This is a genomic window from Sphingomonas crocodyli, from assembly GCF_004005865.1.
In the GTDB taxonomy this organism is placed as follows: domain Bacteria; phylum Pseudomonadota; class Alphaproteobacteria; order Sphingomonadales; family Sphingomonadaceae; genus Rhizorhabdus; species Rhizorhabdus crocodyli.
This window is the reverse complement of record NZ_SACN01000002.1, coordinates 469344-482077: the sequence shown is the minus strand read 5'-3', so window position 1 is coordinate 482077 and position 12734 is coordinate 469344. Positions and strand designations below refer to the sequence as shown.

Below are 12734 nucleotides of genomic sequence, written 5' to 3'. Positions count from 1 at the left end.
GATCGATGCAGGCGATGTTCGGAAGATCTGCGACGCGAGCCCAGGCGCGCATTGTTAAGTGCCCAACTAAAGCCATCCGGCACCTTGGCGATGCTCCGCCCATCGCGTTCCCGGCTCACGCCATATTGCGTCAGCCGCCACATCAAATTCGGATAAACACAAAAACACTGTCGATGGAATGGTTATTATTTTAATGTAACTTCCATTATATAAGAATAACCTCATTATTCCGCATTAGAAATAAATATATAAACCAACTTTCCAATGAAATGTCGGTTTTATAATAGATTATCTGAACAGATAAATTCCGCTCTACATCACGGCGCGCAACGATCGAATTCGATCGATCTGGCGACCCAATTTTCCTCTTACGAAATCGATTTCGTAAATGCCTTAAAACTTTACGCATGCAATTCAATTCGTTAGACGGCGATTCGCTTGCACTCTCGGGGGCTCCTTGGGCGCAGCCGGGGGATTTGACGTGCCAATTCCAGCCGAGGTGCGCTCGCGCGCCACGCTGCCGTTCGCCTTATATTTTGGCGAAGAATCTCTCCGAATATTTGAAATTTCTTTGGCGATATTTGCCAATTTTATAATTTCGGAGTGCGCCCAATGACGAAGTCCATGCTGCTACGCCTTGCCCTCCTCTCAGGCGCGGCATGCGTCGGTATCGCAGCAACCCCCGTTGTCGTTCAGGCGCAATCTCTGCCGACGTTCACGCTGGACTCGTCCAATTCGACGGTCGGCACCTGGAGCTTGAGCACAACCAACTTGAGCACCTCTGTGCTGAGCAACCCGTCCACGCTCACGGTGGGCAGCAACGTTTTCAATTATGCGGCGATTTTCTTCAATCCGGCCGAAACTGCCCGCTACACCTTCAACCAGACATCCGCGCCGGTGGACACCGTGATGATCCTTTACCAGGGCATCTTTGATCCGACCCGGCCAGGCTTAAACGCCATCATCGGTAACGATGATACGGATCCCGAAGATCATCAGACTTTTCCGACGCTCGGGACGCCCCTCTGCGGTGGTCAGGAATCCTATTGCCCGCAGGTCGAGGCGCTGCTGACCAGCAATCAGCCCATCACCCTGGTCATTTCGACCTATTCGCCCAATTCTCCGCTGAATCTTCCGCTCACTTTCTACGCGAGCGGCGCCGGCAACTTCACGGCGGATCCGGGTGACCTGCCCGATCCCGTCGACCCCGCCGTCACCACCCCGACGCCGGGATCGAGCCTGCCCAGCGGCGCCTATCTGGATGGCGGCACGCTGGAAATGGATGGCGAAGTCACCGCGGATATCGCGATTTCCGACAATGGCGGCACGATCGACACCGCGCAGGGCAATTTTGCCATCAGCGGCGATCTCACCGATCGGCCTGACGCGACCGGCAATGGCGGCCTGATCGTTACGGGCGGGAACACCCTGTCGCTGACCGGCGACAACAGCTTCAGCGGCAGCACCACCTTGAACGGCGGCTCGACGCTCTCCGTCGCCGGCACGAACTCGCTCGGCACCGGCGGCGTCACGCTTGACAGTGGCACGCTGACCACGACTGCCGCCCTCGACACCAACGCGGCGATCACTCTGGCAGGCGCGGGCAACGTCATCGACACCGGCAACAACGCGCTGGGCCTGGGCGGCGGCCTCACCGGCACCGGCGACCTGACCATCACCGGCGGTAATGTCGTCAACGTCACCGGCACGAGCAACAATAGCGGTATGGTCACCCTGACCGGCGGCACCACCCTGTCGGTCGCGGGCACCAATTCGCTTGGGTCCGGTGGCCTCACCCTCAATGGCGGCACACTGACCACAACGGCCGCGCTCGACACCAGCGCCGCGATCACCGTCACCGGCACGAGCAACGTCATCGACACCGGCAATAACACGCTGGGCCTTGGCGGCGGCCTCTCCGGCACCGGCAATGTGACCATCACCGGCGGCAACATCGTCAACGTCACCGGCGCCAGCACCAATAGCGGCATGGTCACGCTGATCGGCGGCACCACCCTGTCGGTCGCAAGCACCAACTCGCTCGGATCGGGCGGCCTCACCCTCAATGGCGGCACGCTAACGACGACGGCGGCACTCGACACCAGCGCTGCGATCACCGTCACCGGCACGAGCAACATCATCGACACTGGCAACAACGCGCTCGGCCTGGGCGGCGGCCTCACCGGCACCGGCAACGTGACCATCATCGGCGGCAACATCGTCAACGTCACCGGCGCCAGCAACAACAGCGGTATGGTCACGCTCACCGGCGGAACCACCCTGTCGGTAGCAGGCACCAACTCGCTCGGATCGGGCGGCCTCACCCTCAATGGCGGCACGCTAACGACGACAGCAGCGCTCGACACCGGCGCTGCGATCACGCTGACCGGCGCAAGCAACGTCATCGACACCGGCAACAACGTGCTGGGCCTCGGCGGCGGCCTCACCGGCACCGGCGACCTCACCATCCTCGGCGGCAACGTCGTCAACGTCACCGGCGCCAGCAATAACAGCGGCATGGTCACGCTGACCGGTAGCACCACCCTGTCGGTCGCTGGCACCAACGCGCTCGGCTCGGGCGGCCTCACCCTGAACGGCGGCACGCTCACCACGACGGCCGCACTGGGCACCGGCACGGCGATCACCGCCGCCGGATCGAACAACGTCATCGATACCCGCAACAACGTCGTCATGCTGGGCGGCGGCCTGGCCGGCAGCGGCGCGCTTACGATCACCGGCGGCAATACGGTGGCGCTGGCGGGCGCGAGCGGTGGCTTCACCGGCGCGGTCTCGCTGACCGGCGGGACCAACCTCGTCGTCGGTTCCCCCACGCTGGCCGGCGGCCTTTCGGCCTGCAGCGGCATCACCGTCGGCGGCAATGCGATCCTCAGCGGCAACGGCACCGTCTGCACCACCACGGTGAACAGCACCGGCATCCTGGCGCCGGGTAATTCGCCAGGCACCCTCACCGTCGCCGGCAATCTGACGCTCAACACCGGCTCGATCCTGCTCAGCGAGGTCGACGGACGCACCTATGCCGTGGCCGGCGGCGCGGGCAGCTATGACCGTGTCGTCGTGACCGGTGCCTTCGTCGGCAACGGCACGATCGCCCCCGTCCTGCGCGGGATTTCGGGCGCGGCCAACAACAGCTTCACGCCGGTCCTGGGCGATGTCTTCACCATCGTCACCGCCGACACCGTCAGCGGCAATTTCCAGTCGATCGTTCAGCCGACGTCGGGCATGTCCGCCAACACCCGCTTCGACGTCCGCTACACGCCCAACAGCGTGCAGCTCGTCGTCACACCGGCCAGCTTCGCAACACTGGCGAACAGTGGCGGCTGGGTGCGCAATGCGCGCAACGCCGCGGCCGCGCTCGATACGGTCCGCCCCGATGCGGCGAACCTCACCGGCCCGCTCGCGCCCGTCTTCGCCGGCCTCTACGGCCTCGACGCGAACGGCCTGAACCGCAGCGTCCAGCAGATTTCGGGCGAGATCCACGCCCAGGCGCTACAGGCGAGCATCGGCGTGTCGCGCGCCGGCTTCCAGGTCGTCCGCGAAGCCGCGGGCGACGGGTTCGGCGGCTTCGGCGCGCAGGCTCCGGAACATGGCCGCATGTGGGGCCAGTATATCCGCTACACCAGCAAGCATCCGGGCGACGCCAATGCCGGCGGCTATCGCAGCACGAACAACGGCTTCGCAATGGGCGTGTCGCTCGCCGCGGGCGACAAGGGCTGGATCGGGCTGGCGGGCAGCTATGTGCGCAACAAGGTGAGCACCGACATCGGCGCATCGGCGCGATCGAACGTCGGCGCCGGCTATGTGTACGGCTTCTTCCGCCCGAGCGATGCGGCGCAGTTGACCGGCGTTCTGGGCGTCTCGCTCGCCAGCGTGAAGACGCGGCGGACGATCGACACGATCGGCGCCCCCGCCACAGCGACGTCGAACAAGCTTAATTCCAGCGTGATGATGAGCATCGACGGCCGCTACCGGATCGTCGGCCGCGACGGCCTCTCGCTCTGGGGCACGGCGGGCGTCGACTATAGCAACACGTCGATGGGCCGCGTCGGCGAACGGGCCGCGACGCCCGCTTACGGGCTGCTGGTCGATCGCGACACCTGGCGCACCGCAGAGGCGCGGCTGGGCGCGCAGGCGCAGTACGGCATCGGGCCGGCGCTGCTGTCGCTGTCGGGCAACTGGCTGCACCATATCGGCGATCTGCCGTTGGCGCAGCGCACCGTCCATCTGGGCGCCGCCTCGTGGCAGGTGCAGGGCGTGGGCATGGACCGCAACGGCTTCAACTATGGCGCCGCGATCCGCACCGCGCTGGGCGAACGCATCACCGCGCAGGTCAGCTACGAGCGGACCGATCATGGTCGCAGCTTCAAGACCGATCGTGTCGCCGGCGGTCTCTCGCTTGCCTTCTGATCCGAACCTGATCGCCCCTGCACCGCAAGGCCGCAGGGGCGATCGCCTCGCGCAAAGGCAACTCCCGATACGGAGCGCGTGATGCGTATCGTCTGCCTGGACGACAATTCGTTGATCGTGGACATCACCACGGCGCTGCTCGAAGAACTCGGGCACGACGTGCTGCCGTCGCTGCACCCCGATCACGCGCTCGATCTGCTCCGCACCTCGCCCGCCCCGATCGACCTGCTGATCACCGACGTCCATCTGGGCGGCGGCGTGGACGGGCGCGAAATCGCCCGGTCGGCGCAGCGCATCATCCCCGGCATCCGCATCATCTGCTTCACCGGCGATACCGAGCTTTCGCAGTTCGACGATGGCTGGGTGGTGCTGCGCAAGCCGTGCACATTGGGCCTGCTGGAACAGGCGATCGATCAGACAGCGCCGTGCAGAAGGCCATTTCCGCTCCGGGCGAGATAATCGGCCGGATTGCGGCCACCATCCTGAACGACGAACATTCTTAGCGCGCGTTCTGCCCTGACGGGATGATTGCGCTGCCCATCGGCCTCGCCTTTCGGCGATGATCTGTTCGATATCGTAGCGGCGTCAAAAAATGGTCGGGGAGAGAGGATTCGAACCTCCGGCCCCTGCCTCCCGAAGACAGTGCTCTACCAGGCTGAGCTACTCCCCGACGGAGCAACCGGTCTTGTCAGTGGGCCTCGGGAGCCGACCGGTTCGCGCTAGGTCGTGGCGCTATAAGAGCGACTTTCGGGTTGCGCAAGGGATTCGAGCGGGAAATTTTCACCCTAAGCAACAAGCGGTTCCGAACGGCGCGCAAAGCCGATCGCGGCGAAGGCGGCCAGCACCCCGAATGCGCCCGCCAGGATGAAGGCGGACTGGTAACTGCCCGTCTCGCTGCGGATCAGGCCCGCGCCGAACGCCGCCACCGCCGCACCCATCTGATGCCCGGTCAGCGCCCAGCCGAAGATGATCGGCCCGCGCGCCTCGCCGAAATGCTTGTTGGCCAGCGCCACCGTCGGCGGCACCGTCGCGATCCAGTCGAGCCCATAGATCACCGCGAACACGATCAGCCCCGTCGCGCTGAAATCGAGGAAGGGCAGCACGATCAGCGAAAGCCCGCGAAAGGCATAATAAGCGAACAGCAATTTGCGCGGATCATAGCGATCGGTGAGCCAGCCCGATGCCGTCGTCCCGATCAGGTCGAACAGCCCCATCAGCGACAGCAGCCCCGCCGCCTGCACCGCCGGAATGCCATTGTCGCCGCAATAGGCGATCAGGTGCGTACCGACGAGGCCGTTGGTCGTGAGCCCACACACGAAGAAAGTGCCGAACAGCATCCAGAACATCGACGATCGGCTCGCATCCACCAGCGCCTCGATCGCAAAGCCGATCCCGCGTGCGGGGCCGGCCGGCGGCACCTCGCCGGGCGCCGCGCCATAACGGGTCGCCCCGATCGATGCGGGCGTCTCAGGCATCAGCAGCCACACGATCGGGATCATCGCCGCCGCGCCGATGCCGACGAACAACGCCACGGGTTCCCAAGCCCCCGTCCGCGTCAGCCACGCCATGAAGGGCAGGAAGATCAGCGATCCCGTCGCCGTGCTGGCGGTCAGCAGGCCCATCATCAGCCCGCGCCGCGTCGCGAACCAGCGGTTGACGATCGTCGCCCCCAGCACGCCCGCAATCGCGCCGCTGCCCACGCCCGATACGACGCCCCACAGCAGCACATAATGCCACGGCTGGCGCATCCACAGGCTGGCCAGCACGGACACCGCCATCAGCGTCAGCCCGCCCAGCATCGTGCGGCGGATGCCGATGCTCTGCATCATCGCGCCCGCAAAGGGGCCAACGAGACCGTAGAGGAAGATGCCGGTCGCCGCCGCAAAGCTCGTCGTCGCGCGATCCCATCCGAAACCGAGTTCGAGCGGCCGCAACAGCACGCTCGGCGCGGATCGCAGCCCCGCCGCGATCAGCAGCGCGAAAAAGGTGACGCCAACGACGACGAAGGCATAATTCTGGCCGGAAGCTTTGCGGTGCAACATGTCCGCTTGATTGCGCGAAACGCCGCCCGCCTCCAATCAAACTTTTCTGCGCTTCCCCAAGCCCGGCTTATCAGGCGGGAGGCCCCCTCCCCTCGGCATTGCGATGAGGCGCAGGCGACGCGGCAATCCACTCCGAACTGCGGAATGGATTGCTTCGCTACGCTCGCAATGACGAGTTTGGTGCGGCAGCCCCCCTCCCCACCGTCACCCCGGACTTGATCCGGGGTCCAGCTTCTTCTTTCCCTTCCAGCACCAGACAAGGCAGCTGGACCCCGGATCAAGTCCGGGGTGATGACGTAGGCTTGTCCAAGATGGGGTGATTAACTGCCATTCGGCACTACCGTCGCCTCTCCGATGACCCGACCTTCCCAAAGATAGAAGCGGCCCGCTCGCGTGATGGCCGCTATGGCTTCGTCCCGCGACAAAAATACAAATCCCAAACGTCGGCTTTCGCCGGGTCGAAGCGGATCATCGCGTAGCAGTGGAAGTGCGTCCCAACCCGATATCGGTTGGCTTTTCGACACGATCAGAGGACAACCCCAACCGGGAAGGGCAGGAGTAGCCCTGCCACCATCGGACGTTTCATACATCCGAACGTCGGCTACAATCTGAGGCGCCGCTTCACGCTGGATGTTCCTTCTGCTCACCAGCGCAGATTGAGCTGCTGAGCCAATGTCTGCAAGTGCGGCGTCAGCCGCCCCTACATCTGGCTCGCATACGCCTTCACCAGATCGTGCAGGAAATCGCGCGCAACGTAAGCCGACTGCACCGAATGACGCTCGTTCAGGCCGTGGGTGCCGTTCCCATCGGGGTCGCCCCAAGGGCCGGGCACGCCGTAGGTCGGGATGCCCACGGGTGCCAGATAGGTCGCGTCGGTCGCGCCGGTCGACATGGTGGGGATCAGCGGTACGCCCGGAAAATACTGGGCGACCAGCTTTTCCGCCGGCGCCATGATCTTCAGGTCGAGCGGCGGCACCACCGCGATCGGGCGCAGCCGGCCGACCAGAGTGACCGCGACCTTGGGATCGCCGATCGCCTGCGCCAGCGCGGCGCGGGTCGTATCCTGATCCTCGCCCGGAATGATGCGGCAGTTGATCACTGCCTTCGCCCGCTGCGGCAGCGCGTTCACCGCATGGCCGGCCTCGAGCATCGTCGCGACGCAGGTGGTGCGCAGCATCGAATTGAAGCTGCGGTCGGACGACACCAGCGTCTCGGCATCCTTATCCGCCGGATTGTCGGCCAGCCGGATCATCGCGCGGCCCAGATCGTCGCCGCGCTGCGCCCCCGCCTTCCGGAAATAAGCGCGCGTCGTATCATTGAAGCGCACCGGGAACCTGAACGTGCGCACCTTCTCCACCGCGTCGGCCAGCTGGTAGATCGCATTGTCGTCGACGGGGATCGAGCTGTGCCCGCCCGGATTGGTCGTCATCAGTTCGAAGCTGCGGTTCGATTTCTCGCCGATCTGCATCGTCTGGCTGATCAGTTTGCCCTTGCCGTCGGTATCGCCGCCACCGCCTTCGTTGAGCGCATACTCGGCGGCGATCAGATCGGGCTTATTCTCGGCCAGCCATTGCGCGCCGTTCATCCGCGCCCCCGATTCCTCGCCGCAGGTGAGCGCGAGCTTGATGGTGCGCTTGGGAACGAAGCCCTCCGCCTTGAAGCGGATCAGCGTGTCGATCCAGATCGCGTCGAGCACCTTCATGTCGGATGATCCGCGGCCGTAGAAATAGCCGCCCTCCTCGATGAACTTGTACGGATCGCGCTGCCAATCCTCGCGCCGCGCATTCACGACGTCGATATGGCCGAGCAGCAGCATCGGCTTCGCGCCCTTCGCACTGCCCGGCACGGTGACGACCAGCCCGCCGTCGAGCGGAAACTCCTTCACCGTGAACGGCGTCAGCTGGCTGTCGGCGAAACCCGCCGCCTTGAAGCGCGCGGCGATCTTTTCGGCGAGCGCGGTGCAGCTTCCGGTCGCGACCGACGTGTCGGTCTCCACCAGCTCCCTGTAGAGATCGCGGAACGCCGCCTGTCCCGGTGTTGGCGTCGGCGGAGCCGCGACGGCCAGCGACGGGAGCGAAGTGGCGAGCGCGACGGCGGCGGCGAGCATCCGGTTCAATGCGGGTCTCCGAAAAGAGTGTGGATGCAGGCTAGGAAGTCACTGGCCCGCCGTCCACCGCCTTGCTATCGCAACACAGTGAACACAGCCGAAACAATCGCCGCGTTGCTGGGTGTGGCCAACGTCGCGCTCGTCGCCAGGCGGAGCGTCTGGAATTATCCGTTCGCGCTGGCGATGGTCTCGCTCTACGGCGTGATCTTCTTCGAAGAGAAGCTGTATAGCGACGCGCTGCTGCAGATCTTTTTCTTCATTATCAACATCTACGGCTGGATCATGTGGCGTCGCGCTCAGGGCGAGACAGGTGAAGTCCAGGCGCGAACAATGTCAGGAAGGCTGCGTTTCGGCTGGTTTGTAGTAACGTTGGCCGCGACCCTGATCTGGAGCGGCGCGATGGCGCATTATACCGATGCCGCGCTGCCGTGGATCGACGGGCCGATCGCGATGACCAGCATCGTTGCACAGATATTACTGTCGCGACGCTATTGGGAAAACTGGATTTTGTGGATCGTGGTGGATATCGCCTCGATCGGCATGTATTGGGTTAAGGACCTGCACGTCACGACGGCACTTTATGTGCTGTTCCTGGGGCTGTCGGTTTGGGGGCTGATGGGCTGGCGTCGGAGCATGGCGAAGTGAAGCTGGAAAGGGTTGGCAAGCCCGTTATCGTGGCTCTGCACGGACCCGAAAGTACCGGAAAATCCACGCTGGCGGCCGCGCTGGCGCGTCGCTTCGGTACTGTCTGGGTTCCCGAATATGGCCGTACCTATTGCGAGGAACACGGCACCGATCTGACGATGGCGGACATGATCGCCATTGCGGAGGGGCATCGCGCCGTCATGCGCACCATGATCCCGCAGGCGCGCAACGGCATCATGTTTACGGATACCGATCCGCTGATGACGTCGGTGTGGTGCGATATGATGCTGGGGCAGCGCGATCCGTGGTTCGATCGCGACTGGGAACTGGCCGATCTCTATCTGGTGCCCGGCATCGATCTGCCGTTCGTGCAGGATGAGGTGCGCGTCTATGGCGACGATGGCGCACGCCAGCGTTTCTACGATCTGTGCGTCGCCGAACTCGATCGGCGCGGCGTGCGCTGGATGAAGGTCGATGGCCCGCCCGCGGACCGTTTCGATATCGCGCTGACCGCGCTCACCGCCGCCGGGATCATGCCCACGGCGCGATAAGGGCGCGCCCTCTCCCCAAACTTCGTCATTGCGAGGAGCCGCTTGCGGCGACGCGGCAATCCACTCCGAACTGCGGAATGGATTGCTTCGCTACGCTCGCAATGACGAGGGAGAAGGGCTTACTTCGCGACCGGGGCCGCTGCCGCCGCGTTGGTCGGCAGGCCGCCCAACTGGCTGACCAGCTTGGTATAGGCGTCGAGATAGGCGAGCACGATCACCTGGCCGATCGCGGTGTTCTGATAACCGCCGCCACCGACGCCCGCGAAGGTGCCGCCGCCGAACAGGCCGCCACCGCCGCCGCCGAAGCTCAGGTCCGATTTGCGGGCATAGCCTTCGACCAGCGCCTCTTCCTCGGTGGTGCGCGCATTGACGACCGACAGGGTGACGTTGGCTTCGGACTTCTTGACGTTGATGCCGCCCGCGATCGCGCCGAACGCGCCCAGCGCGCCGCCGAAGCCGCCGAGCACGCCGCCCAGCCCGCCGCCGCCGCTATTCTTGTTCGAGCTGACGATGTCCGGCTGCAGGAAATAATCCGCCGCCTTCACCTGGCCCTTGCCCAGGTTCGATCCGGCCTGCAGTTCGCCCGCATCGGCCATCGCGCGTTCCATGTTGCGGCTGGCCATGCTGGCGCCGCGATTGACCAGGCCGAAGCAGCCCGACTTCTGGACGAAGATCTTGATGATCGCCTCGGGGCTGCCGACGTTCAGCTCGCGCCACCACTGATTGTCGGGCTCGACGATCGCGATCGTGCCCAGCTTCTTGGTGCAGATCGGGATTTCCTGCGTGCCCTTGGTCTGCTGCTTGCGGCCCGAACTGTCGGCGGCGAACGCCGGCTGGGCGAGCGCGCCGAGCGCGCACAGAGAAACGACGGTCATCAACTTACGCATGTCGGGAACCCCCTGCAGATTTTCGGATGGATGGTAACGCACCGCGATGACCGTGCAAGATCATCGTCTCGACTACCCGCTCTATTCATCGCAATCGTTACAGACTGTGAGATAGCGCACAGCCCGGTCGCTTTTGTTCCAGCTTTTTGCACCCGCGCCTCATGCCTGCTATCGCGCGCCCGATCCTGATTAAGAGAACCCCGTGACCCCCATCGACCGCATCCGCAATTTTTCGATCATCGCCCATATCGATCATGGCAAGTCGACGCTCGCCGACCGCCTGATTCAGCGGACCGGCGGCCTTTCCGATCGCGAGATGTCCGCCCAGGTTCTCGACAATATGGATATCGAGAAGGAACGCGGCATCACCATCAAGGCGCAGACCGTGCGCCTGGAATGGAAGGGGCACATCCTCAACCTGATGGACACGCCGGGCCACGTCGACTTCGCCTATGAAGTGTCGCGCAGCCTCGCCGCCTGCGAAGGCGCGCTGCTGGTCGTCGATGCGGCGCAGGGGGTCGAGGCGCAGACGCTCGCCAACGTCTATCAGTCGATCGAGCATGATCATGAGATCATCCCCGTCATCAACAAGATCGATCTTCCCTCCGCCGAACCCGAAAAGGTGAAGGCGGAGATCGAGGAGATCATCGGCCTCGACGCGTCGAACGCCGTCCTCTCCAGCGCCAAGTCCGGCATCGGTATCGAGGAAATCCTCGACGCGGTGGTCGAACGCATCCCGGCGCCCAAGGGCGATCCCGATGCGCCGTTGAAGGCGATGCTCGTCGACAGCTGGTACGATCCCTATCTGGGCGTCGTCATCCTCGTCCGCGTGATCGACGGCACGATCAGGAAGGGCCAGCAGGTCAAGTTCATGGCCACCGGCACCACCCACCTGATCGACCGCGTCGGCGCCTTCACCCCCAAGATCGAAAATCTGCCCGATCTCGGCCCCGGCGAGATCGGCTTCATCACCGCACAGATCAAGGAAGTCGCGCAGGCGCGCGTCGGCGATACGCTGACCGATGCGAAGAAGCCCGCCGCCGCCCCGCTGCCGGGCTTCAAGGAAGTCCAGCCGGTCGTCTTCTGCGGCCTCTTCCCGGTCGACGCCGCCGATTTCGAAAAGCTGCGCGAAAGCATCTCCAAGCTGCGCCTGAACGACGCGTCGTTCAGCTTCGAGATGGAGACCAGCGCCGCGCTCGGCTTCGGCTTCCGCTGCGGCTTCCTGGGCCTCCTCCATCTGGAGATCATTCAGGAACGGCTGATCCGCGAATATGATCTCGACCTGATCACCACCGCGCCGTCGGTCGTCTATCAGATCGAACTGACCCACGGCGGCGGCCATGTCGAGCTGCACAACCCCGCCGACATGCCCGAACCGAACAAGATCGCGACGATCGCCGAACCGTGGATTCAGGCGATCATCTACGTGCCCGACGAATATCTGGGTTCGGTGCTCAAGCTGTGTCAGGATCGTCGCGGCATCCAGAAGAACCTCACCTATGTCGGCGGCCGCGCGCAGGCGACCTACGAACTGCCGCTCAACGAAGTCGTGTTCGATTTCTACGATCGCCTGAAATCGCTGTCGAAGGGCTATGCCAGCTTCGATTACGAACAGATCGGCTATCGCGAGGGCGACCTCGTCAAGATGGGCATTCTCGTCAACGAAGAACCCGTCGACGCGCTCAGCATGATCGTCCACCGCTCGACCGCCGAAGTGCGCGGGCGCGGCATGGTCGAACGGCTCAAGGAACTCATCCCCCGCCACCTGTTCAAGATCCCGATCCAGGCCGCGATCGGCGGCAAGGTGATCGCGCGCGAAACGATCAGCGCGATGCGCAAGGACGTCACCGCCAAATGCTATGGCGGCGACGCCAGCCGCAAACGCAAGCTCCTCGACAAGCAGAAGAAGGGCAAGGCGAAGATGCGCGAATACGGATCGGTCAGCATCCCGCAGGAAGCCTTCATCGCGGCGCTGCGGATGGGGGATGAGAACTAAGCCCACGCACCGCCCACCCCACCACGTCACCCCGGGCTTGACCCGGGGTCCCGCTTCTTCTTTCCGACGCCTCGCCCAGCG

The 12734-nt window shown here is 64.1% G+C and carries 8 protein-coding genes and 1 tRNA gene; 5 read left to right on the top strand and 4 right to left on the bottom strand.

Going from position 1 to position 12734, the window contains the following annotated elements; genetic code table 11:
- The first annotated feature begins 612 nt into the window (after window positions 1–612).
- Both EOD43_RS16920 and EOD43_RS16915 read left to right on the top strand, forming a co-directional pair.
- The gene (locus EOD43_RS16920) at window positions 613–4425 is read left to right on the top strand and encodes an autotransporter outer membrane beta-barrel domain-containing protein (RefSeq protein WP_127745203.1); all 3813 of its coding nucleotides are present in this window, start codon (window positions 613–615) and stop codon (window positions 4423–4425) included.
- Window positions 4426–4506: 81 nt separating this feature from the next.
- A complete protein-coding gene (locus EOD43_RS16915) occupies window positions 4507–4884 on the top strand; it encodes a response regulator (RefSeq protein WP_127745202.1) in 378 nt (125 codons plus the stop codon).
- A 134-nt stretch (window positions 4885–5018) separates the two neighbouring features.
- Here the strand turns inward: EOD43_RS16915 and EOD43_RS16910 are convergent.
- The 3 genes from EOD43_RS16910 to EOD43_RS16895 form a co-directional block, all read right to left on the bottom strand.
- Window positions 5019–5095 (bottom strand) — tRNA-Pro (locus EOD43_RS16910).
- 115 nt (window positions 5096–5210) lie between these two features.
- Entirely contained in the window at window positions 5211–6467 is a 1257-nt protein-coding gene (locus tag EOD43_RS16905) for an MFS transporter (RefSeq protein WP_127745201.1), read from the bottom strand.
- A 700-nt stretch (window positions 6468–7167) separates the two neighbouring features.
- Window positions 7168–8574, bottom strand: a complete 1407-nt coding sequence (locus tag EOD43_RS16895) for a M20/M25/M40 family metallo-hydrolase (RefSeq protein WP_127745362.1) — start codon at window positions 8572–8574, stop codon at window positions 7168–7170.
- A gap of 33 nt (window positions 8575–8607) precedes the next feature.
- Here EOD43_RS16895 and pnuC point away from each other — a divergent pair, with 33 nt between their 5' ends.
- A complete protein-coding gene (gene pnuC, locus EOD43_RS16890) occupies window positions 8608–9219 on the top strand; it encodes a nicotinamide riboside transporter PnuC (protein ID WP_240653284.1) in 612 nt (203 codons plus the stop codon).
- A gap of 29 nt (window positions 9220–9248) precedes the next feature.
- Window positions 9249–9770, top strand: coding sequence for an AAA family ATPase (locus EOD43_RS16885; RefSeq protein WP_240653283.1), 522 nt, complete (start codon window positions 9249–9251; stop codon window positions 9768–9770).
- A 119-nt stretch (window positions 9771–9889) separates the two neighbouring features.
- Here EOD43_RS16885 and EOD43_RS16880 read toward each other — a convergent pair whose 3' ends face one another.
- A complete protein-coding gene (locus EOD43_RS16880) occupies window positions 9890–10657 on the bottom strand; it encodes a CsgG/HfaB family protein (protein WP_127745199.1) in 768 nt (255 codons plus the stop codon).
- Window positions 10658–10859: 202 nt separating this feature from the next.
- Between EOD43_RS16880 and lepA the strand changes: the two genes are divergently transcribed.
- The gene (gene lepA, locus EOD43_RS16875; RefSeq protein WP_127745198.1) at window positions 10860–12653 is read left to right on the top strand and encodes a translation elongation factor 4; all 1794 of its coding nucleotides are present in this window, start codon (window positions 10860–10862) and stop codon (window positions 12651–12653) included.
- Window positions 12654–12734: the final 81 nt, after the last annotated feature.

Coding starts and splice junctions, on each gene's coding strand:
- EOD43_RS16920 (WP_127745203.1), top strand. CDS start 613: ATGACGAAGTCCATGCTGCTACGCCTTGCCCTCCTCTCAGGCGCGGCA.
- EOD43_RS16915 (WP_127745202.1), top strand. CDS start 4,507: ATGCGTATCGTCTGCCTGGACGACAATTCGTTGATCGTGGACATCACC.
- EOD43_RS16905 (WP_127745201.1), bottom strand. CDS start 6,467: ATGTTGCACCGCAAAGCTTCCGGCCAGAATTATGCCTTCGTCGTCGTT.
- EOD43_RS16895 (WP_127745362.1), bottom strand. CDS start 8,574: ATGCTCGCCGCCGCCGTCGCGCTCGCCACTTCGCTCCCGTCGCTGGCC.
- pnuC (WP_240653284.1), top strand. CDS start 8,608: ATGCAGGCTAGGAAGTCACTGGCCCGCCGTCCACCGCCTTGCTATCGC.
- EOD43_RS16880 (WP_127745199.1), bottom strand. CDS start 10,657: ATGCGTAAGTTGATGACCGTCGTTTCTCTGTGCGCGCTCGGCGCGCTC.